The sequence below is a fragment of the Variovorax restrictus genome (genome assembly GCF_051216715.1).
Lineage (GTDB): Bacteria > Pseudomonadota > Gammaproteobacteria > Burkholderiales > Burkholderiaceae_C > Variovorax.
Map to the genome: position 1 here is coordinate 1,830,829 of NZ_JBPJZH010000001.1, position 21,234 is coordinate 1,852,062.

Here is a 21,234-nt window from a genome sequence, read left to right on the forward strand (position 1 = left end):
ACGCGATGTTCAACAAAGGACAACTGGCTGGCCTCATGAAGCAGGCGCAGGCCATGCAGGACAACCTCAAAAAGGCCCAGGAAGAGCTGGCCCACATCGAGGTCGAAGGCGAGTCCGGTGCCGGCCTGGTGAAGGTCGTCATGACCTGCAAGCACGACGTCAAGCGCATCACCATCGACCCGAGCCTGCTGGCCGACGACAAGGACATGCTCGAAGACCTGGTGGCCGCCGCGTTCAACGCGGCGGTGCGCAAGGCCGAGGAGACCAGCGAAGCGAAGATGGGCAAGCTCACCGCCGGCATGCCGGGCATGCCTCCCGGCATGAAGTTGCCTTTCTGATGACGCTGCTGCGCTGCGTTTGCACGAGCCAGCGACGTGGCTGACACCAGCTCGCTCGACGCGCTGATCGACGCGCTGCGGCGCCTGCCCGGCGTGGGCGTCAAGTCGGCGTCGCGCATGGCCTTCCACCTGCTGCAGCACGATCGCCAGGGCACCCAGCTGCTGTCGCGCGCGCTGCAGGAAGCGGCCGCGAACGTGCGGCATTGCGAGCGCTGCAACACCTTCACCGAAGCGACGATCTGCCAGGTCTGCATGGACCCGCGGCGCGATGCCAGCAAGCTGTGCGTCGTCGAGACGCCGGCGGACCAGGCCGCGCTCGAACGCACCAATGCCTTTCGCGGCTACTACTTCGTGCTCATGGGGCGGCTGAGCCCGCTCGATGGGATCGGGCCGAAGGACATCGGCTTGCAGAAGCTGTTCGACCGCGCGCTCGACGGCAGCGTCGTCGAGGTGATCCTCGCGACCAACTTCACCGCCGAGGGCGAGGCGACGGCGCACGTCATCGGCGAGGCATTGCGCCAGCGCGGGCTCACGGTCACGCGGCTAGCGCGTGGCGTCCCGGCCGGCAGCGAGCTCGAATACGTCGACCTCGGCACCATCGCGCATGCGCTGGTCGACCGGCGCTAGCCTTGCACCTCCAAACGACGAGACCGCACGCATGAACTTCCATCTCACGGTCGCCTATTGGTGCGTGCTCGCCGCCGCCGCGTTGCCCTATGCCTGCGCGTACATCGCGAAGGTAGGGGCCTTCGGGCCGCGCGACAACGTGACGCCGCGCGACTGGGCGGCCAAACAAAGCGGTTGGCGCGCGCGTGCCAACGCGGCGCAGGCCAACAGCTTCGAAGGACTTCCGTTCTTCATCGGTGCCGTCGTCATCGCGCATCAGCTCGGCGCGCAGCAGGGTCACATCGACGCGCTGGCCGTCGCCTACATCGTGCTGCGCCTGATGTTCATCGCGCTCTACCTGCGCGGCGCCAACGCGGCGCGCAGTGCAGTTTGGGCACTGGCTTTTCTGGTCAACATCGCCATCGTTTTCGCTGGGCGGTAGTCCTCTTTCTGCTTACGTGAAAACCCGCGCGGGATGTTCCCGATGCAGGTGACCTGGCGCGCGCCTAAGCTCGATTCGGTCGTCAAGAACCGAAGAACCCGGGCCCAACGCATGCTTCATCGCCGCACCTTCACGTCTGCCGCTGCATTGGCGGCTGCTTCGATCGCGATCCCCCACGTCTTCGCGCAAGCCAAGCCGGAGCGCACCAAGATTTCCATCGCTGTCGGCGGCAAGGCGGCCTTCTATTACCTCCCGCTCACCATCACCGAGCAGCTGGGCTACTTCAAGGCCGAAGGGCTCGATGTCGAGATCGCCGACTTCGCCGGTGGTGCGCGGGCATTGCAGGCCGTCGTCGGCGGGTCGGCCGATGTCTGCTCGGGCGCCTACGAACACACCATCAACCTGCAGGCCAAGAACCAGGTGTTCCAGGCTTTCGTGCTGCAAGGGCGCGCACCGCAGATCGCGGTGGGGGTGTCGACCAAGAACATGGCGGGCTATGCGAACGTGGCCGATCTCAAGGGCAAGAAGATCGGTGTCTCTGCCCCCGGGTCTTCGACCAACATGGTGGCGAACCTGGTGCTGTCGCGCGGGGGCCTGAAGGCCAGCGACGTGAGCTACATCGGTGTCGGCGTGGCTGCGGGCGCGCTCACGGCGCTGCGCTCGGGCCAGATCGATGCGATCAGCAACACCGACCCGGTGATGACCATGCTCGAGCAGAAGGGCGACGTGAAGATCATCAGCGACACCCGCACGCTCAAGGGCACGCAAGACGTCTTCGGCGGGCCCATGCCCGCGGCCTGCCTCTATGCGCCGGCAGACTTCATCCAGAAGAATCCCAACACCTGTCAAGCGCTCGCGAATGCCATCGTGCACGGCCTCAAGTGGCTGCAGACGGCCGGACCGAGCGACATCATCAAGACCGTGCCCGAGACCTACCTGCTGGGCGACCGCGCCCTCTACCTGGCGTCCTTCGACAAGGTACGGGAGGCGATCGCGGTGGATGGCTTGGTGCCGCTCGAAGGCCCGAAGACGGCGCTGGCCGCCATCGCCAGCTTCGACACTTCGGTCAAGGCCGACAAGATCGACCTCGCGAAGACCTACACCAACGACTTCGCGCGGCGCGCGAAGGAACGGTTCAAGGCCTGAGCGCTCGATGGCCGGCACCGCCGATTCTCCCGACCACGCGCTCGAACTGCTCGGCATCAACTGCACCTTCCACGCGAAGGAGAACCCGGGCCAGCGTTACACCGCGGTGGCCGACACCACGTTGCGCATCCGCGCAGGCGAATTCGTGTCTGTGGTCGGCCCCACAGGCTGTGGCAAGTCGACCCTGCTGAACGTGGCTGCGGGCCTGCTCACTCCGTCGTCTGGTGCGGTGGAGGTCTTCGGCCAGCCGCTCGCGGGCATCAACACGCGCGCGGGCTATATGTTCCAGAGCGATGCGCTGATGCCGTGGCGCAGCGCGCGCGACAACGTGATGGTGGGGCTGCAGTACCGCGGCATGCCCGATGGCGACGCGGCTGCGCAGGCCGAGGCGTGGCTGGCACGCGTGGGCCTGGCGGGCTTCGGCGACCGCTATCCGCACCAGCTGTCGGGCGGCATGCGCAAGCGCGCGGCCCTGGCGCAGACGCTGGTGCTCGACCCCGACATCATCCTGATGGACGAGCCCTTCAGCGCGCTCGACGTGCAGACCCGGCAATTGATGGAGAACGAGGTGCTTGCCCTGTGGGCAGCGAAAAAAAAGGCGGTGCTGTTCATCACACACGACCTCGACGAGGCGATCGCCATGAGCGACCGCGTCGTCGTGCTTTCGGCCGGCCCCGCGACACACCCGATCGGTGAATTCGTCATCGACCTGCCTCGGCCGCGCGACGTGGCCGAGGTGCGCATGCATCCGCGCTTCGTCGAACTGCACACGCAGATCTGGAACGTGCTGCGCGACGAGGTGTTGAAAGGCTATTCGCAGCAGTTGAAGAAGGCGGCCTGAGCATGGTGAGTTTCCGACCCAACGCGCGCAATGCGCGCCTCTGGCAACTCGGGCTGCTGGTGATGCTGTTGGTGATGTGGCACGTGGCCTCGCGCAACAACCAGTTCGCGTTTTTCCTCGGCGAGCCGATCCAGGTGGCAGGGCGCATCTGGAACTGGTTCCTGCCCATCGCCGTGCCACCGAACGTGCTGTTCCCCGAGGGCCTGGCAGGCAATGCCGACATCTACATGCACCTGGGCACGACGCTGCTCGAGACGGTGCTGGCCTTCGGCATCGGCACCGTGCTGGGCCTGGCCTGCGGCTTGTGGCTGGCGCTCGCGCCCACGGCCAGCCTGATTCTGGACCCCTACATCAAGGCGGCCAATTCGATGCCGCGCGTGATCCTCGCGCCGATCTTCGCGCTGTGGTTCGGCCTGGGCATCTGGAGCAAGGTGGCGCTGGCGGTCACACTGGTGTTCTTCATCGTGTTCTTCAACGTCTACCAGGGGGTGCGCGAGGTGAGCCCGGTGGTGCTGGCGAACGCGAAGATGCTGGGCGCCAACCAGCGCCAGCTGATGCGCACCGTGTACCTGCCGAGCGCAACGAGTTGGGTGTTCTCCAGCCTGCACACGGCCGTCGGTCTGGCCTTCGTCGGCGCGGTGGTTGGCGAATACCTGGGCTCCGCGCGCGGGGTGGGCTACCTCATCCTGCAGGCGGAGGGCACCTTCGACGTCAACACCGTGTTCGCGGGCATCGTGGTGCTCACCGCCTTCGCGCTGGGGCTCGACGCGATCGTCGGCGTGGTGGAGCGGCGCCTGATGAAGTGGCAACCGCGCAGCGGCGAGACGGAGAAGCTCTGAGAAGGCGCTTCGGCCTCAGCGCTTGCTCTTGGCGGGCGTTCCACCACGCTTCTCGCGCACGATGGGCTGCTTGGCCGCCACCGGTGTCTTGCTGACCAGTCCTCTGCGTGCCGGCGCCTTGGCACCGACGCCGCGCGGCGTACCGGTGCCGACCCGCGCGCTCATGGCAGCGCGCACAGGCAGATAGACAACCACGCTGAAGCCGCGTGCGAACACATGGTTTGTCTTGACGTCGTTCCAGTCCGCCACGTTGGCCGCACTGAGCTTGTAGCGATTCGCGATCGACGCCACGCTGTCGCGGCGTCCAGCCTTCACCACCGTGCGGCGGGTCACGATCTCCGGCTGGAAGCTCAGGTGCCCGGTGTCGGCCACCAGCGCGGTCACGTCTTCCTGCACCCGCACGCCGCGGGGCACGATCAGCGTGGAGCCGGCCTTGATCAGCATGCGCGGCGGCACCTGGTTAATGGCGCGCAGGTCGGCTTCGCTCATGCCCGAGCGTTGCGCCGCGTCGGCCACCGTCATCGTGTTGGGCACCACCCAGGCGGTCCAGCTGGCGTACTGGCCCTGCGTGTAGGCGTCGAAGTTGCGCTGGAACACGGCGGCGTTGTCCCAGGGCAGCAGGATCTGCGGCGTGCCCGCGGCCAGCAGCACCGGCTTGTGCGCGGCGGGGTTGAGCGCGCGAAAGTCCTCGATGCGCACGTCGGCCAGCTTGGCAGCCAGCGCCACGTCGAGGTCACGGGTGAGGTTGACCGTCTGGAAGTACGGGTGGTTCGAGATGATCGGCAGGTCGACGTTGTAGCGCAGCGGGTTGGCCACGATGTTCTTCACCGCCTGCAGCTTGGGCACGTAGTTGCGCGTCTCGGCCGGCATGTTGATGTCGGTGTAGCCGGTGGGCAGGCCGGCGCGCTGGTTCCTCGCGATCGCCTTGCCGACGTTGCCTTCGCCCCAGTTGTACGCGGCCAGTGCCAGGTGCCAGTCGCCGAACATGTTGTAGAGGCGTTGCAGGTAGTCGAGCGCCGCGCGCGTGGAGGCCAGCACGTCGCGCCGGTCGTCTCGGAAGATGTTCTGCTTCAGGTCGTAGTCGGTACCGGTGGCGGGCATGAACTGCCACATGCCGGCCGCGCGTGCGCTGGACACGGCCTGCGGGTTGAAGGCGCTTTCGATGTAGGGCAGCAGTGCGAGCTCGGTCGGCATGTTGCGGCGCTCGAGCTCCTCGACGATGTGGAAGATGTAGCGGTTGGATCGCTCCGTCATGCGCTGCACGTAGTCGGGCCGCGAGGAATACCACTGCTCCTGGTCGCGCACCAGATCGATGTCGAGGTCGGGCATCTTGAAGCCGCGGCGGATGCGGTCCCACATGTCGGCCGGGGGGGCCAGCGTGACCACGCTGCGCGAGCCGAAGCTACCGGACGTGATGGGGGTGAGCGCGCCGGCCGGGTACACCGGCGCCGCGGCGCCCGAGGGCGGCGGTGAGGCCATGCCGCCAGGGGTTGCCGCGTCGGGCGTGGTGGTTGTCGTGCTTGCGCAGCCCGTGAGGAAGAGGGCGCCGGCCACGAGGGCCGCGGAGAGAAATTTCATCTGAAGTCGTTTTTCCATTGGCGCAATGCCGCGAACACCTCGACCTCGTCCGCAGCGGCGGACAGATGAGACCGCGCTCGCACAGCGCGGTGGACGGTGGCTTCGCGGCTGCGAAGAAAGGGATTGATCCGGCGCTCGGTGCCCAGTTGCGAAGGCAGGGTGGGCTCGCCGCGTGCGCGCACTGTTTCGCAATGCGCGAGGTACTGAGTCAGATCGGCGTTGCCGGGTTCCACGGCCTGGGCAAAGCGCAGGTTCGAAAGTGTGTACTCGTGGCCGCAGCATACCCGCGTGTCGTCCGGCAACGCCGCCAGGGCGTCGAGCGATGCGAGCATCTGCGCCGGCGTGCCTTCAAAGAGACGTCCGCAGCCGCCCGAGAAGAGGGTGTCGCCGCAGAAGACCAGCGGCGTGGCGATGCCGGGGGCGCCGGCCGGCAGGAAGAAGGCGACGTGCCCGGCCGTATGGCCCGGGATGTCGATCACCTCGAAGCGCAGGCCCAGCACATCGGCATGGTCGCCCTGGCGCAGCGGGGTGCAGGGCTGGGGAACCGTCTCGCTCGCCGGCCCGAAGACCTGCGCACCGGTGGCCTCGCGCAGCGCGGCGACCCCCCCGGTGTGATCGGCGTGATGGTGCGTGACTAGAATCGCGGCCAGCTGCAGATGGCCGTGCGCCAGCGCGTCGAACACCGGCTGGGCTTCCCCGGGATCCACCACGATGGCGTGGCTTCCGTCCTGCAGCATCCAGATGTAGTTGTCAGCGAAGGCGGGCAGCGGAACGAGGGTCATGAGCGGTCAAATTATAGGTTTGCAGGATTGGTTCGAGACCCCCCCCGGCCGGTACCTGCTCGCCTGGGAACAGGCCCAGTTCGACGAGGCGGTGGCCGACATCTTCGGTTATCACGCGCTGCAACTGGGCCTGGGCCGTGTCGATGGCCTTCGCGCCAACCGCATGCCGCACCGATGGCTCGCGACATCCGACCCTTTGGTGCCAGCACCGCGTGCGGCTTTCCTCACAGACTTCTCGGCGCTGCCGTTCAGCGCCAACAGCCTCGACCTGGTGGTGCTGCCGCACACGCTTGAACTGAGCCCCGACCCGCATGCGACATTGCGCGAGGTCGAGCGCGTGCTGGTGCCCGAGGGCCGCGTCGTCATCTGCGGCCTGAACCCGGCCAGCCTCTGGGGCATGCGGCAACGCCGTGCCCGGCTGTACCGGCGCCTGGGTTTCGGAGAACTGTTCCTGCCCGAGGCCGGTGACTTCATCGGCTACTGGCGCTTGCGCGACTGGCTGCGGCTGCTGAGCTTCGAAGTCGAGTCGGGCCGCTTCGGCGCCTACCGGCCCGCGGTCCGTAGCGAGGCCTGGCTGGAGCGCTGCCGCTGGTTCGACGCCGCCGGCGAGCGCTGGTGGCCGATCTTCGGCGCCGTCTATTTCCTGGTCGCGGTCAAGCGCGTGCGTGGCATGCGCCTTTTGAGCGCCGACTGGCGCCGGGCCTCGCAGCGTGCCAGCGCGCCGGTGCCGATTGCCGGCCGCGTGCACAGCGGGCCACCCACTCAATCCACATCATCCGAAGGACAGGGTTTTTGACTGAAGTACAGATCTATACCGATGGGGCCTGCAAAGGCAACCCCGGGCCGGGCGGCTGGGGCGCCTGGCTCAAGTCGGGCACCACCGAGAAAGAACTCTTTGGCGGCGAGCTCAACACCACCAACAACCGCATGGAACTCCAGGCGGTGATCGAAGGCCTGGCCGCGCTCACGCGGCCTTGCAAGGTGGTGCTCTACCTTGACAGCCAGTACGTGCGCCAGGGCATCACCGAATGGATCAAGGGCTGGAAGGCCAAGGGCTGGATGACTGCGGCCAAGCAGCCGGTGAAGAACGTCGAGCTGTGGAAGCGACTCGACAAGCTGGTGCAGGAGGGCGGTCACATCATCGAATGGCGCTGGGTCAAGGGCCACTCGGGCGACCCGGGCAACGAGCGGGCCGACCTGCTGGCGAACAAGGGCGTGCTGAAGGCGCAGGGGCGGCTCTGAGCGAGGATCAGATCACGCCGTCGAACATCATCACGTCGACGGTTTCGCCTGGTTCCACGCTGCCTTGTGCATGGTGCAGCACCACCAGGCCGTTGGCCTCGACCATCGAGCTCAGCACGCCCGAGCCCTGGTTGCCGGCGATGCGTACTTCGGGCAGCGCGCCCGGCACCGCATGCACGAAGCCGCGCTGGTACTCGGTGCGCCCGGGCTTCTTGCGGATGGCCGTGGCGCTGGTCGCGCGCAGCAAGGGCGGCGGCCGGCGCGCCTCGGCATGGCAGCCCATCAGTTGCAGCAGGGCAGGGCGCACGAAAGCCAGGAAGGTGACCATCACCGCGACCGGATTGCCCGGCAGGCCGAACAGCACAGCGTTGCCTTGGACGTTGTCGCCACGGGGAATCAGCCCCACGGCCATCGGCCGGCCCGGCCGCATCGCGATGCGCCAGAAGGCCATGTCGCCGAGGCGCTGCATGACGGCACGGGTGTGGTCGGCCTGGCCGACGCTGACGCCGCCGCTGGTGATGATGGCGTCGGCTTCGCTGGCCGCGCGGCGCAGCGTGGCTTCCAGTGTGGCCGGGTCGTCGCGCACCAGGCCCAGGTCGACGACCTCGCAGCCCAGGCGTGTCAGCAGCCCGAAGACGGTGTAGCGGTTGCTGTCGTACACCGCGCCTTCGCGGGGGGCGTCGCCCAGGCTCAGGATCTCGTCGCCGGTCGAGAAGTAGGCGACGCGCAGCCGCCGCAGCACGGGCAGCGTGGCCAGACCCAGGCTCGCGGCCAGGCCGAGTGCGGCCGGGCCGAGCCGGTCGCCGGCGCGAAGTGCGGCACTGCCGGCCATCAGGTCTTCGCCGGCGAAGCGCCGGTTGTCGCCGCGCCGCAGTGCGCTGGCGGGGAAGCGCAGCGTGTCGCCGTCGACCGTGCATAACTCCTGCGGCACGACCGTGTCGAGACCGGCCGGCATGACGGCACCCGTCATGATGCGCAGCGCCTCGTCCGTTCGCACTTCGCCGCGCCAGGCGGCGCCGGCCAGTGCGGTGCCGACGATGCGCAGTTGCAGGTCACCCGTCGCACTGTCGAGCGCCCCGCCGTCGAAGGCGAAGCCGTCCATCGCGGAGTTGTCATGTGGCGGGACGCTGAAGGGCGACATCACGTCGTTGGCCAGCACGCGGCCGAGCGCGTCGCGCAGCGGCACGTCTTCGCGCTGTTGCCGCAGGGCGGGCACGGCCGGTGCGACCAACTGCTCGATGAATTGCTGCACGCCCTCGACGCTCAGCGCCTTCGGGTCGTAGCCGGCCAGTGCGGCAGCGATCTCTGCAATGCGGCTCATCGCGTGGGCCGAGCCTCGAGCGCCTGCAGCTCGGCCAGGGTGTTGGCATTGGCGAAGGCATCGGCGGCGTCACCGGGTCGGTCGAAGGCGACGTGCACCGTGCGGTGCTGTGCGGTCCACGCATCGATTTTTCGACCGCCCTGGCCGATGAAGCGGGTGAGGCTTTCGAGCAGCGCGGTATGCATCAGGCAGAACACCGGCTGCGGCCTGAGCGCCGTGTCGCCCGCATCGTCGGCTTCGGGCGCGCTCACCATGGCGATCTCGGCGTCTTCCTTGTCCATGGCCTGACTCAGCCGCTCGGCCAAATCGAGCGGGAACAGCGGCGTGTCGCAAGGCACCGTCATGAGATACGGCGTCTCGCAGCGTTCCAGGCCGGTCAGGAAGCCGGCCAGCGGGCCGGCGTAGCTGCTGTCGGCGTCGGGCCAGACGGGGATGCCGAAGGACTCGTAGGCCGCGAGGTTGCGATTGGCGTTGACCATCACCTCGCCCACCTGCATGCCCAGCCGCAGCACTGCGTGCAGTGCGAGCGGCGAGCCGTTGAAATTCTGCAGGCCCTTGTCGACGCCGCCCATGCGCGAGCCGCGCCCGCCGGCGAGCACCAGGCCCGTGATGTCTTGCGTGGAAATCGTCATCCGCCGATGTAGCTCATTTCGACGCGGCGCGGTGCGGCGGCGTCGGGGGTGTCGGGGCCGCGCAGGGCGCGCAGTTCGGAATAGCGGTCGGCCCGGCCCTGCCAGATGTGGCCGATCACCGAGAGGATGTCCTCATCGCTCGCGCCGGCATCGTCCTGGGCATTGCCGCGCAGCAGCGGTCGCAGGTCATGGCCGCCGTTCGCGAAGAGGCACAGGTACAGCTTGCCCTCGGTCGACAGGCGCGCGCGGCTGCAGTCGCTGCAGAAGGCCTGCGTCACGCTGCTGATCACGCCGATCTCGCCGCTGCCGTCTTCGTACGCCCAGCGCTGGGCGGTCTCGCCGGCAGCCGAGGCTTCGAGCGGGCGGAGCGGAAATTCGGCGGCGATGCGCGCGACGACCTCGGCCGAGGGCATCACCTCGTCCATGCGCCAGCCGTTGGTGGCGCCGACGTCCATGTATTCGATGAAGCGCAGCACGACGCCGGTGCCCTTGAAGTGCCGCGCCATGGGCAGGATCTCGGCGTCGTTGGTGCCGCGCTTGACGACCATGTTGACCTTGATCGGCCCGAGCCCGGCGGCGCGGGCGGCCTCGATGCCGGCGAGCACGTCGGCCACCGGGAAATCGACGTCGTTCATGCGGCGGAACACCGTGTCGTCCAGGCCGTCGAGGCTCACGGTCACGCGCTGCAGCCCGGCGGCCTTGAGCGCGGCGGCCTTGCGCACCAGCAGCGAGCCGTTGGTGGTGAGCGTCAGGTCGAGCGGCTTCCCGTCGGGCGTGCGCAAGGCGGCAAGCTGGCCGACGAGCGACTCGATGTTCTTGCGCAGCAGCGGCTCGCCGCCGGTCAGCCGGATCTTGCGCACCCCGTGCGCCGCGAACAGTCGGGCCAGGCGGGTGATTTCCTCGAAGCTCAGCAGCGCGCTGTGCGGCAGGTACTGGTGGTCCTTGTCGAACACTTCCTTGGGCATGCAGTAGCTGCAGCGGAAGTTGCACCGGTCGGTCACACTGATGCGGAGGTCGGTCAAGGGGCGACCGAGACGATCGCACAGCAGGCCGGTCGCCGGCACGGGCTGCAGCGGCGTCGAGGCCACGCGGCGTGCGCGTCCGATGTCGGTGAGGGGGACGAAGGTCTCGGTCATGGGGCTCCGGCAATTTACCCGATTGCCCGCCCCACGTCGGGTCACGGGGTCAAGGCTGGCGGAACCTGTGGGACTCGGCTGACGCCAGGACGAAGCTGAACCGTCGCTCCGCGAAGGTCGTGACCCTCTACAAACGGACGAGCTGGGCTGATGCGGCCTGGTGCGACGCGGCAGCGCGTGCCTGAGGAGGGCAAGACGATGGACGAAACACAAGCGATGCCGGTGCGCAACGGTCGGAGCCTGCGCGCGTGGGTGGGGTTGGCGATCGTTTGCGCGGGCGCGGTGGTGATCTTGAGCCAGTCGTGGCGTTTCGTGAGCGGCAACCCGGTGGTGCTCGCCGCCTTCATGGGGGGATCGATCGCCGCCTTGGCCACCGCGCTTGGCACGCTGCCGGTGCTGTTCTCGCAGAAGCTGTCCGACCGCGTGCAGGACACGCTGTTCGGCTTCGGTGCCGGCGTGATGCTCGCGGCCTGCGCCTTCTCCCTGGTCATTCCGGGGCTCGAAGCGGCACGCACGAACGTCGCTTTCGGTGGCGGCCCCTGGGCGGCCGGCGGGGTGGTGGGCACCGCGATCCTGCTCGGCGCCGCAGCGCTGCTGACCATGGACCGCCTGCTGCCGCACGAACATTTCATCAAGGGGCGGGAAGGGCATTCGGCGCAGAAGATGCGCCGCACCTGGTTGTTCGTCATTGCGATCGCGCTGCACAACCTGCCCGAAGGCCTGGCGATCGGCGTCGGCTACGCGGGCAACGAAGGCGTGCGTGCGAATGCACTGGCCACCGGCATCGCGATCCAGGACGTGCCGGAGGGGCTGGTGGTGGCCGTGGCGCTGTTGAGCGCGGGCTACCGCCGCCTCTTCGCGGTGGGCATCGGCATGGCCTCCGGCCTGGTCGAGCCGATCGGCGCGGTGCTCGGCGCCGCCATCGTCGGCTACTCGGCCGCGATGCTGCCGTGGGGTCTGGGCTTCGCGGCCGGGGCGATGCTGTTCGTCATCAGCCACGAGATCATCCCGGAATCGCATCGCAAGGGGCACGAAGCCTTCGCGACCGGCGGGCTGATGGTCGGCTTCGTGCTGATGATGCTGCTGGACACGGCGCTCGCCTGAGGGCGGCGCCGCGCGCCGCGCGTGCTCAGCCGTGTTTGACCGCGATCGTCTTCAGCGTCGTGAACCCGTACAGCGCCTCGAAGCCTTTCTCGCGGCCGTAGCCCGACGACTTCACGCCGCCGAAGGGCAGTTCGACGCCGCCGCCGGCCCCGTAGTTGTTGATGAAGACCTGGCCCGCGCGCACCCGCTTGGCCATGCGGAACTGGCGGGCGCCGTTCTCGGTCCAGACGCCGGCGACCAGGCCGAATTGCGTCGCATTGGCCATCGCCACGGCTTCGTCTTCGCCGCTGAAGGCCATGGCCGCCAGCACCGGGCCGAACACTTCTTCCTGCGCCAACCGATGGTCGACCGGCACGTCGCGCAGCAGCGTCGGCGCCTGGTAGAAGCCGGTGTCGGGCGCCTCGTCGACCACCGTGCCCTGCGCCACCATCGGAATGCCGGCGACCTGCGCGTCGGACAGGAAATCCCACACACGCTGCTGCTGGGTCTGGCGGATCAGCGGGCCCACGTCGAGGTCCATTGCGGCGGGGCCGACCTGCAGCGCCTCGAAGGCGCGGCCCAGGCGCTCGAGCACCGGTTCGTAGATGGCGCGCTCGATCAGCACGCGCGAGCCGGCCGAACAGGTCTGGCCGGCGTTCTGCACGATGGCGTTGATCAGCACCGGGATGGCGGCGTCGATGTCGGCATCCGCGAAGAGGATCTGCGGGCTCTTGCCGCCGAGTTCCAGCGTGACCGGGCAGTGCCGTTCGGCAGCCACCTGCTGGATCAGCGTGCCGATCTTCGGGCTGCCGGTGAAGCTGATGTGGTCGATGCCCTCGTGGCGCGCCAGCGCGTCGCCCACCTCGTGGCCGTAGCCGGTCACGATGTTGATGGCGCCGGCCGGAAAGCCCGCTTCGGCCGCCAGTTGGGCCACGCGAATGAGCGACAGGCAGGCGTCTTCGGCCGGCTTCACCACGCAGGCGTTGCCCGCGGCCAGGGCGCCGCCCACGCTGCGCCCGAAGATCTGCATCGGGTAGTTCCAGGGAATGACGTGGCCGGTGACGCCGTGCGGCTCGCGCCAGGTGAACACGCTGTAGCCGTCCTGGTAGGGGATGGTCTCGCCATGCAGCTTGTCGCAGGCGCCGCCGTAGAACTCGAAGTAGCGCACCAGGGCGAAGGCGTCGGCGCGGGCCTGCTTGACCGGCTTTCCGCAGTCGCGCTGCTCGAGCAGGGCCAGTTCGTCGACATGCTCGGCGATCTTGCGGGCGAGCGCGAAGAGCAGGCGGCCGCGCTCGGCAGCGCTCACCTTGTGCCAGACGCCGTCGAAGCAGTCGCGCGCGGCGCGCACGGCGGCGTCGATGTCGGCCGCGTTGCTGCGCTGGATCTCGTCGAAGGGCTGGCCGTCCGACGGATCGATGACGGGCAGGGTGCGGCCCGACGCGGAAGCGACGTCGGCATTGGCGATGTAGTTGAATTGCATGGCGATGGGGCAGCGCACGGCCGCCGGGGATGTCTCTGGAGGATGCCGGGCGCGGCGTGCGCCCGGCCGCCAATGGTAAGAGGCTCGGCGCCCGGCTGCAGGGTCGCCCACCGGCCGGCCTTGCAATCGACGACCGGCGCCCCACCTGCGGTGCATGAATGCAACACGCCCCCCCGTCTCCAAGACCAGCCTCGACGTCACCGAACGGCTGGCCCAGCTGCTTGAACGGCTCGAGCGCAGCCCCGTGCCGGTCGGCGCCGACCAGTACCGGTCGGTGGTCGTTCACCTGGTGAACGAGTTCGGCGATGTGGCGCCCGGCGCCGCGCTGGCCCGCCTGTTGGACCACTATCCCGCTGCCGCCGAGGTCTACGAGAACCTGCAGTACGCGCATGCCGGCCTGTGCCGATCCGGCCTGGATGCCGCCATGGCCGCCGAACTGCGCGCCAAGGAAGCCATCGCCCGGGCCATGGGTGGCCCTGCACGTCGTGCCCTGGACGCTGCCGATGGCCAAGCCTGACGCCAAGACCGCAGTCGTCGCCGACGGCCTGCGCTACAAATCCAAGCCCTCCGGCTCGCCCTTTCGCGCGTCGGCGTCGTTCAGCGGGGCCACCATGTCCTGCTTCATGTGCGGCAAGCACCGTCTGCGTTCGCAGATGCGCACCCGGCAAGTGCTGGGCAAGTCGCAGAGCGTCTGTGCGCCTTCGTGCAAGGCGCTGGCGGAGCAGGTCGACGGCTGAAGCCCGGCCCGTGAGTCCCCGAATTAGCGCCGGACGTGTGGCGTGTAATTCAAAGGTGTACTTGAATTTCCTGCCGTGCTGAGTTGAAATTCAGTCAAGGATTGAAAACGCGACGAATGCTTTAATTTGCATTTGTCATTCAATTCCGGACCGAAAGGCCTTCCGTACTTTCGAATTGTGTATTTCTCTGACATAGAGGCCCGGCAGCAAGGGGGATCACCATGAGCACAGTGCGTCATGTCGTCATGCAGGTCGTCAAACGCTCCGGCGGGGCGACGCACCATGTCGGCTTCACCATCGACGATCACTTCGTGGAGCGCATGCGGCAGCTCCGGTCGCTGGTGCCCCAACTCACCTCGCTCAACAAGCAGCGCGACCTCGTGATCGACAAAGTGCGGGTGCGCCTGCCCAACGCCGTCTGGCGCACCGGCGCGCAGCTCGAGGAGCAGATCGAGGGCTCCTGCATCGTCATCGCCAATGAGGGCTTTTTCAGCTGCGGCGGGCGTGACCGTCGCACCAAGGAAAAGCTGGTGACTTATGCCTTTTCGATCGCCCGCCTGAGTGAACTGCACGCCGAGCGGCCCGCTGGCGAGACCTTCTACATCCGCGACGGCGTGTTCACCAACGACGAGCCGGTCGACTCGCCCGCCGGGCGCTGGGTCGCGTCGTTGCACGAGCTCGAAGAAATGCGGGTGCCCGACGTGCCCTCCGATTTCGACACGCTGCAGAGCCTGCCGCCGTTGCGCGCCGAGCCGAGCGCGCACGTCGGCACCGGCAGCTTCCGCCTCAACTGACGGTCGGGGTTTCCGCTCCAGTAGACTGCGCGCCCTGAAGACCGGCGCGATCTCCGCGTCGGCGACGGAGACATCCCTGGACATGAATCGCAAAACCCTGCTCTCGCTGATGGCCTGCTCGGCCGTCGCTGCACTCGCCTTCGGGCCCCAGCTGGCGCTCGCTCAGCCGGCGGCCTACCCCAACAAGCCGATCCGCCTGATCGTGCCGTTCCCGCCGGGTGGCGGCACGGACATCATGTCGCGCATCATCGGCACGCGCCTGACCGAGGCGAACAAGTGGACCGTGGTGGTCGACAACAAGCCCGGCGCCGGCGGCACCATCGGCATCACCGAAGCGGTGCGCATGCCCGCCACGGGTTACGAGATGGTGATGGGCCAGAAGGACAACCTCGCGGTGGCCCCTTGGCTCTACAAGAGCCTGACCTATGACCCGTCGAAGGACCTGACCGCCGTGGCGCTGGTGGCCGAATCGCCGCTGGTGATCGTCACCGCCGCCAACTCGCCCTTCAAGACCATGGCTGATGTGATCGCTGCCGCCAAGGCTGCGCCGGACACCATCACCTACGGCAGCCCCGGCAACGGCACGACCATCCATCTGGCCGGCGAGATGTTCAAGATGGCGGCCGGGATCAAGATCACGCACGTGCCGTACAAAGGCTCGAACCCGGCGGTGATCGACACGATCAGCGGCCAGGTGGCGATGATGGTGTCGTCCATTCCCTCGGCCATCGCGCAGATCAAGGCCGGCAAGTTGCGCGCCCTGGCCGTGACCTCTGCCAAGCGCAGCGTCAGCCTGCCCGACGTGCCGACCATCGCCGAGTCGACCGCGCTCAAGGACTTCGACGTGAGCTCGTGGTACGGCGTCTTCATGCCGGCCAACGCGCCGAAGGACGTGGTCGCGACCATGAATGCCGCCATCAACAAGCAACTCGCGCTGCCCGAAGTGAAGGACGCGATCAACGCCCAGGGCGCCGAGCCTCGGCCGATGTCGTCCGAAGCATTTGCCGCGCTCGTGAAGGCCGACCATGCCAAGTGGCAAGGCATCGTCGCCGCGTCCGGTGTGAAGGTCGAGTGACCGCGAGGGCCGCCCGTCCAATGGCTGTGCCGTCGGCGCTTGCCTGATGGGACAGGCCTTCGCGTCGCTGTCGGCCGTGCAGGTCATGGGGTGGGGTCTCGGCTTCTTCGGCAGCCTGTACCTGGGGTTCGGCGGCATCACCTGGCTGCTCACGCGGCGGGTCCTGCCGGCGCTGGGCATCGGGCGGGTGCTGGATCCGCGGCCCGTGCGCGCCGAGCAATGGCGGCGCGAGTTCGCGCAGTCGGGGTGCTCCGTGCTGATCTTCGGCCTCGGCATGGTGTTTCCCTGGGGCCTGCTGCAGCTCGGCTGGGCCCGGCTCGCGGTGGATGCCAGTGGATGGCGCATCGCTGCCGAGATCGTCGTGCTGGCCATCTGGAACGACGTGCACTTCTGGATCAATCACCGCCTGCTGCACAGCCAGGCGCTGCGCCGCTTCCACGGCCCGCATCATCGCTCGGTGGTCACCACGCCGTTCTCCACGTACAGCTTTCATCCGGTCGAAGCGCTGATGCTCGGCAACGTGATCCTGTGGCCGATGCTCGTGCATGACTTCAGCTTCTGGTCGCTCGCGGCGGTACCGGTGTTCAGCCTGTTCTTCAACTGCATCGGCCACGCCAATTACGACTTCGTCCCCGGCGTGTCGTACGGCCACTGGTTCGCGGCGAGCCGGCGACACCACCTGCACCACGCCGCGCACGCCGGCAACTACGGCTTCCAGTTCACTTTCATGGATCGGCTCTTCGGCACCCGACTGGCGGCCGATGCCGCCGATGCGCAGCTCGACGCCTTCCGGCGCAAGCAGGCCGCGCGCGGGCCCGGTGCCTGACGCGGCCGCGCATGCCTCCATTGCCCCGACTGCGACATCCGCGCGACTGGCAGAGCCTGGCGTACCTTGCCGCGCTGCCGGCGCTCGCTGCGTGGCAATGGGTGCATGGCTTCCAATGGCCGCTGTATGCGCTGATGCTGTTCCTCACGCTGGGCATCGGCGTGATACACCACAACCACACGCACCGCCGCCTGTGGCGCGGGCGGTGGGCCAACCGGCTGACCGACTTCGCCATCACGCTGTTGCAGGGCCACCCGACCTTCGTGTTCTGGCCCACGCATGTGGCCAACCACCATCGGTACCGGCACGGCGAGAACGACGTGGCGCGCACCTACCGCTTTCGCGGCGGTGACACCAACCACCTGAGCGGCTACCTGCTGCACCCGCTGCAGGCCGTGGGCGTGCTGTACCCGACCATCCTGGTCTGGCTAGCCGCCTTGCGCCGGCGCTCGCCCGGCGCATTCCGCTACTGCCTGGCGCAGTACGGCCTGTGGCTGGGCGCCTGGGCGCTGTTGCTGGCGATCGACTGGCGCCGCGCGCTGCTCTTCGTCATCGTTCCGCAGCTGCATGGCCTGCACTGGCTGCTGGCCACCAACTACCTGCAGCACGCCCATGCCGATGGCCGTGCGGGGGCGCGTGGCGATACGCCGGGGAGCGCGCTGAACTACGCGCGCAATTTCGAAGGGTGGGTGAACCCCTTGCTGTTCAACATCGGGCTTCACACGGCACACCACGAGAACCCGCATGTCCATTGGTCCGAACTCACCCGTCTGCACCGCGAGCACTACCGCGCCCGCGTGGTGCCTGCCCTCAACGAGGGCGGGCTGGTGCCTTACATGCTGCGCGTCTTCGTCCTCGGTGCCATGGTGCCGCGGTTCCGAAGCCGTGCGCTGATGCCATCGATGTCCGTCGACCCGTCCCACCACTGAAGCCACTATGCCCGTTCCCTTTCAACGCGTGTACCTCCAGAGCGCCGGCGCCTTCCTGCCGGGCGCGCCCGTCGACAACACGCAGATGGACGACTACATCGCACCGCTCAACCGCCTGTCGCAGCGCATCAAGCGGCGCATCCTGGCCGAGAACGGCATCCGCGAGCGCTACTACGCGATCGACGCCGAAGGCCGCACGCGATTGAGCAACGCACAGCTCGCTGCCGCTGCCATCCGCGATTGCCTGGTGCGCGGCGGGGCCGAGCTGTCGCAGGTGTCGATGCTGGCGAGCGGCTCGTCGGGCGGCGACACGCTGATGCCCGGCTTCGCCAACATGATCCAGGGCGAACTCGCCGCGCCACCGATGGAGACGCTGTCGGTGCACGGGATCTGCGCGGCGGGCGTGGGGGCGATCCAGGCCGCAGCACAGGGCATCGAGCTAGGCGCGCACCGGTCGGCCCTGGCCGTGGCGAGCGAGATGCCGTCGCGGCTCTTCAAGCGTTCGCGCTTTGCGGCCCGCGGCTACGAGACCGATTTCGACGCGCATTTCCTGCGCTGGATGCTGTCGGACGGCGCCGGCGCCTTGCTGCTGTCGGACGGCGCGGCGCTGGCCGGCGGTCACGGGCTGCGGTTGAAGCTCAAGTGGGTGCACCAGCGCGCGTTCTCCGGCGACTACCCGGTCTGCATGCAGCTCGGGCTCACGGAAGACCGCGAGCGCGGTCACCTCGACTTCGGCTCCTGGGCCGAGGCGGAGGCGGCCGGCGCGCTCTCGCTGCGGCAGGACATCCGGCTGCTGCCGCATCTGTTCGACATCGGCATCCACGAGTACGCGCAACTGGTGAAGGACGGCTGGGTCGACCCGGCGCGCATCGACCATTTCCTGTGCCACTACTCGTCGGAAAAATTCATCCCGGTGGTGGAAGATTTGATGGCCAAGGCCGGCCTCGCCATCCCGCGCGAGCGCTGGTACAGCAACCTCGCGTGGCGCGGCAATACGGGCGCGGCATCGATCCTCATCATGCTGTCGGAGTTTCTGCAGACCCGCACGCTGAAGCCCGGCGAGCAGATCTTCTGCTACGTGCCGGAGTCGGGTCGCTTCATGGCGGCGTACCTGCTGCTGGAGGTGGAGTCGGCCGATGCGCCTTTGCAGCGCCGGGCCGACACGCAGGGCAGGGTGTTGACTGCCGCGGCCGCGGTGGACGACGAGGTCGTCGCGCCGCCGCACGACCCCGCCGCCGCGCCCGACGGCCTGCGCGACCTGCTCACCGAGCTCGCCTCGATCTGGCACAGCTATCGCTCGCAGGTCTGGCGAACGCCGCTGGTACGGCAGATCCGCGAGCGCCGCTTCGCCGTGCCCGACTACCTGAACTGGATGGCGCAGTGGGTGCCGCAGGTGCGCGAGGGCAGTCTGTGGATGCGCGAGGGCGCGGCGTCGCTCACTGGTGACTACCAGGCGCTGGCCGCACTGATCGACGTGCATGCCGGCGAGGAGCAGAACGACTTTCAGATCCTGTTCGACGACTACCGCCAGGCCGGGGGCACGGTGAGCGACATCGCCGACCTGCGCCGCAACCCCGGCGGCGAGGCGCTCAACGCCTACCTGCACGGGCTGGCCGCGACGCCCAACCCGATCGGCCTGCTCGGCGCCATCTACATCATTGAGGGCACGGGCCAGCGCATCGTGCCGACCCTGCTGCCGCTGCTGAAGGCGTCGCTCAAGCTGCCGCCGGACGTCTTCCGCTTTCTCGAGTACCACGGCCACAACGACGAGCATCACCTGAATCGCTGGCTGATGGCCGTCGAGATGGTGATGGCGCTCGACACCGACGGCCGTGCGCCGCGCCAGATCATCGACACCGCGCGCCACACCGCGGCGCTCTATCTGATGCAGTTCCAGCACATCACCGAAAGCCCACTGAGATGAGCCGACACCCCACGCCCGACTTTTTGGCGAAGCCGCACGACGAACGCGACCCGAGCCCATGGCTGGCGCTCTACCTCGACCAGAGCACGCCGCTGCCGGACGACGTCAAGGCGGCGTGACTCACCGATTCGAGTTCGGCCTCGCGTCAGTTCCTGTTGCCGTTCGTGCGCCCGTTGGCACGCAGTTTCATCATCCTGTTTCAGGTGATCAAGGTGTTCGTGCCGCGCAACTGGTCGCACTCGGGGCTGCTGCACCGCTTCCTGGCGTGGGGGTTGCAGCACTTCGTGTCGCCCGAGGCCAACTGGCTGATCCTGCGGCACTTCCACCTGGGCTCGCAGGTGCTGGCCTTCATCGGCGCCAACTCGCCTGCGCCAGTGGGCACCAGCCCGCTCGCGCCCATGACCATCGCCGCGCTCAAGGACGACCTGTTCCTCAAACACGACCTGAACCTCTTCAACTTCGTGATCCGCCTGAACAAGGCGCTGCGCGACCAGGGCCTGGAGCTGTGCAAACCCGAACGCCTCGACTTCTCGATGATCCGCGACCCGGGCCTGACGCTGGAAGACATGCCGCACGGCAAGCTCAACGTCATGGACCTGCAGAGCGCCATCGAGCTGTTCACGCCGCTCTACCAGCTGATGCTCACCGACAATGATTTCTGGCGTGCGGCCAATTCGTTGCAGCTCGACGAAACCATCGGCATCTACACGGCAACGCTGCTGGCGGCGCCGGAGCACCTGGTGCTGGTGAACAACAAGCACCCGCTGGTGCCCCTGTCGACGCTGCGTGCCGGGCACCGGCTGGTGATCCACGGCCTATCGACCGAGATGCTGCACAGCCTGCTCGATCGGTTCCGGCTGGCCCAGGCCGAGGGCACGGTGGTCAACACGACCTCGGGGCCCACCACCGCGTGAGCGTCACTTCTTGGCCGGCGGCAATTCCTTCACCGCCGCCAGCACCTTCTCGACGTGCTTGGCGGGGTTCAGACTTTGGTAGTAGAAAGCAATCGCTCCTGTGGGAGAGATCACGTAGGAGATCCGGTTGGCATACTCCGGGCGGGTCTGCATCAGCGCGTCGAAGGATTTGCTGATGGCTCGCGTCTCGTCGGATGCCACCGGAAACTTGCCCTGGCAGGACTGGCTGGAAAACTTGGCGAGGGTTTCCGGGTCGTCCGTGGACACGCCGATCACGCTGGCGCCGACCGCCTTGAACTCCTCGATGGCCTCGGCGAAGGCATGGGCTTCGATGGAACAGCCGGTCGAGAAGGCAGCAGGGAAGAAGTACAGCACCACCGGGCCCTTCTGCAAGGCATCGCCCAGTGAATACGTAAAGGGCTTGCCGTCGAGCGCTGCGGGCGCGCTGAATTTCGGCGCCGGCTCGCCGATGTCGAGCGCAGCAGCGGCTGGCAGAGACACCCCCAAACAGAGCATCATCAGCGGTATGGACCACCGTGTCGAAGCAGCCAGCAACATGTTCTCGATCC

General features: G+C 67.8%; 23 protein-coding genes and 1 pseudogene. 17 read left to right on the plus strand and 7 right to left on the minus strand.

Going from position 1 to position 21,234, the window contains the following annotated elements:
* The first annotated feature begins 5 nt into the window (after positions 1-5).
* The 6 genes from ACSFA0_RS08650 to ACSFA0_RS08675 all read left to right on the plus strand — a co-directional run bounded on the left by ACSFA0_RS08650 (position 6) and on the right by ACSFA0_RS08675 (position 4,212).
* Positions 6-338: a YbaB/EbfC family nucleoid-associated protein gene (locus tag ACSFA0_RS08650; RefSeq protein WP_262076774.1), complete on the plus strand. Its 333-nt coding sequence runs from the start codon at positions 6-8 to the stop codon at positions 336-338.
* 36 nt (positions 339-374) lie between these two features.
* Positions 375-965 carry a recombination mediator RecR gene (gene recR / locus ACSFA0_RS08655; RefSeq protein ID WP_435449787.1) on the plus strand — a complete coding sequence of 197 codons (591 nt, stop codon included), beginning with the start codon at positions 375-377 and terminating at the stop codon, positions 963-965.
* A 31-nt stretch (positions 966-996) separates the two neighbouring features.
* Positions 997-1,386 carry an MAPEG family protein gene (locus ACSFA0_RS08660; protein ID WP_435449788.1) on the plus strand — a complete coding sequence of 130 codons (390 nt, stop codon included), beginning with the start codon at positions 997-999 and terminating at the stop codon, positions 1,384-1,386.
* A 111-nt stretch (positions 1,387-1,497) separates the two neighbouring features.
* On the plus strand, positions 1,498-2,532 hold the full coding sequence (locus tag ACSFA0_RS08665; protein ID WP_435449789.1) for an ABC transporter substrate-binding protein: 1,035 nt from the start codon (positions 1,498-1,500) through the stop codon (positions 2,530-2,532).
* Between the two features lie 7 nt (positions 2,533-2,539).
* On the plus strand, positions 2,540-3,373 hold the full coding sequence (locus tag ACSFA0_RS08670; RefSeq protein WP_435449790.1) for an ABC transporter ATP-binding protein: 834 nt from the start codon (positions 2,540-2,542) through the stop codon (positions 3,371-3,373).
* 2 nt (positions 3,374-3,375) lie between these two features.
* Positions 3,376-4,212, plus strand: a complete 837-nt coding sequence (locus ACSFA0_RS08675; protein WP_435449791.1) for an ABC transporter permease — start codon at positions 3,376-3,378, stop codon at positions 4,210-4,212.
* A 15-nt stretch (positions 4,213-4,227) separates the two neighbouring features.
* Here the strand turns inward: ACSFA0_RS08675 and ACSFA0_RS08680 are convergent, their stop codons facing one another.
* On the minus strand, positions 4,228-5,790 hold the full coding sequence (locus tag ACSFA0_RS08680; protein WP_435449792.1) for a transglycosylase SLT domain-containing protein: 1,563 nt from the start codon (positions 5,788-5,790) through the stop codon (positions 4,228-4,230).
* Positions 5,787-6,572 carry a hydroxyacylglutathione hydrolase gene (gene gloB, locus ACSFA0_RS08685; RefSeq protein WP_435449793.1) on the minus strand — a complete coding sequence of 262 codons (786 nt, stop codon included), beginning with the start codon at positions 6,570-6,572 and terminating at the stop codon, positions 5,787-5,789. The genes ACSFA0_RS08680 and gloB overlap by 4 nt, the downstream gene beginning before the upstream one ends.
* Here gloB and ACSFA0_RS08690 point away from each other — a divergent pair.
* Positions 6,571-7,368, plus strand: a complete 798-nt coding sequence (locus ACSFA0_RS08690; protein WP_435449794.1) for a class I SAM-dependent methyltransferase — start codon at positions 6,571-6,573, stop codon at positions 7,366-7,368. The genes gloB and ACSFA0_RS08690 overlap by 2 nt on opposite strands.
* Positions 7,365-7,814: a ribonuclease HI gene (rnhA, locus tag ACSFA0_RS08695; protein WP_435449795.1), complete on the plus strand. Its 450-nt coding sequence runs from the start codon at positions 7,365-7,367 to the stop codon at positions 7,812-7,814. The genes ACSFA0_RS08690 and rnhA overlap by 4 nt, the downstream gene beginning before the upstream one ends.
* A gap of 7 nt (positions 7,815-7,821) precedes the next feature.
* On the opposite strand, the gene moeA is transcribed toward rnhA, so the two are convergent.
* The 3 genes from moeA to moaA are packed head-to-tail and all read right to left on the minus strand — an operon-like array spanning position 7,822 to position 10,903.
* Positions 7,822-9,135, minus strand: coding sequence for a molybdopterin molybdotransferase MoeA (gene moeA, locus ACSFA0_RS08700; protein WP_435449796.1), 1,314 nt, complete (start codon positions 9,133-9,135; stop codon positions 7,822-7,824).
* Entirely contained in the window at positions 9,132-9,767 is a 636-nt protein-coding gene (gene mobA, locus ACSFA0_RS08705; RefSeq protein ID WP_435449797.1) for a molybdenum cofactor guanylyltransferase MobA, read from the minus strand. Before mobA ends, moeA begins: the two co-directional genes overlap by 4 nt.
* Entirely contained in the window at positions 9,764-10,903 is a 1,140-nt protein-coding gene (gene moaA / locus ACSFA0_RS08710) for a GTP 3',8-cyclase MoaA (RefSeq protein WP_435449798.1), read from the minus strand. Before moaA ends, mobA begins: the two co-directional genes overlap by 4 nt.
* A gap of 216 nt (positions 10,904-11,119) precedes the next feature.
* On the opposite strand from moaA, the gene ACSFA0_RS08715 reads away from it, so the two are divergent.
* Positions 11,120-12,007 carry a ZIP family metal transporter gene (locus tag ACSFA0_RS08715; protein WP_435450927.1) on the plus strand — a complete coding sequence of 296 codons (888 nt, stop codon included), beginning with the start codon at positions 11,120-11,122 and terminating at the stop codon, positions 12,005-12,007.
* Between the two features lie 25 nt (positions 12,008-12,032).
* On the opposite strand, the gene ACSFA0_RS08720 is transcribed toward ACSFA0_RS08715, so the two are convergent.
* Positions 12,033-13,466 (minus strand): aldehyde dehydrogenase family protein, encoded by a 1,434-nt coding sequence (locus ACSFA0_RS08720; protein ID WP_435449799.1) that lies wholly within the window; start codon positions 13,464-13,466, stop codon positions 12,033-12,035.
* A gap of 154 nt (positions 13,467-13,620) precedes the next feature.
* On the opposite strand from ACSFA0_RS08720, the gene ACSFA0_RS08725 reads away from it, so the two are divergent.
* The 8 genes and pseudogenes from ACSFA0_RS08725 to ACSFA0_RS08760 all read left to right on the plus strand — a co-directional run bounded on the left by ACSFA0_RS08725 (position 13,621) and on the right by ACSFA0_RS08760 (position 20,665).
* On the plus strand, positions 13,621-13,983 hold the full coding sequence (locus ACSFA0_RS08725) for a hypothetical protein (protein ID WP_435449800.1): 363 nt from the start codon (positions 13,621-13,623) through the stop codon (positions 13,981-13,983).
* A complete protein-coding gene (locus ACSFA0_RS08730) occupies positions 13,970-14,203 on the plus strand; it encodes a hypothetical protein (protein ID WP_435449801.1) in 234 nt (77 codons plus the stop codon). The genes ACSFA0_RS08725 and ACSFA0_RS08730 overlap by 14 nt, the downstream gene beginning before the upstream one ends.
* Positions 14,204-14,424: 221 nt before the next feature.
* On the plus strand, positions 14,425-14,997 hold the full coding sequence (locus ACSFA0_RS08735; RefSeq protein ID WP_435449802.1) for a hypothetical protein: 573 nt from the start codon (positions 14,425-14,427) through the stop codon (positions 14,995-14,997).
* An 82-nt stretch (positions 14,998-15,079) separates the two neighbouring features.
* Positions 15,080-16,072, plus strand: a complete 993-nt coding sequence (locus ACSFA0_RS08740) for a Bug family tripartite tricarboxylate transporter substrate binding protein (RefSeq protein ID WP_435449803.1) — start codon at positions 15,080-15,082, stop codon at positions 16,070-16,072.
* A gap of 46 nt (positions 16,073-16,118) precedes the next feature.
* On the plus strand, positions 16,119-16,898 hold the full coding sequence (locus tag ACSFA0_RS08745) for a sterol desaturase family protein (protein ID WP_435449804.1): 780 nt from the start codon (positions 16,119-16,121) through the stop codon (positions 16,896-16,898).
* Between the two features lie 11 nt (positions 16,899-16,909).
* Complete coding sequence (locus ACSFA0_RS08750; RefSeq protein ID WP_435449805.1) at positions 16,910-17,827, plus strand: fatty acid desaturase; 918 nt, start codon at positions 16,910-16,912, stop codon at positions 17,825-17,827.
* A gap of 7 nt (positions 17,828-17,834) precedes the next feature.
* The gene (locus ACSFA0_RS08755; protein WP_435449806.1) at positions 17,835-19,751 is read left to right on the plus strand and encodes a 3-oxoacyl-[acyl-carrier-protein] synthase III C-terminal domain-containing protein; all 1,917 of its coding nucleotides are present in this window, start codon (positions 17,835-17,837) and stop codon (positions 19,749-19,751) included.
* Positions 19,748-20,665 (plus strand): annotated as a pseudogene (locus ACSFA0_RS08760) (DUF6999 family protein). Before ACSFA0_RS08755 ends, ACSFA0_RS08760 begins: the two are co-directional and overlap by 4 nt.
* A 3-nt stretch (positions 20,666-20,668) precedes the next feature.
* Here the strand turns inward: ACSFA0_RS08760 and ACSFA0_RS08765 are convergent.
* Positions 20,669-21,223, minus strand: a complete 555-nt coding sequence (locus ACSFA0_RS08765) for a peroxiredoxin (RefSeq protein ID WP_435449807.1) — start codon at positions 21,221-21,223, stop codon at positions 20,669-20,671.
* Positions 21,224-21,234: the final 11 nt, after the last annotated feature.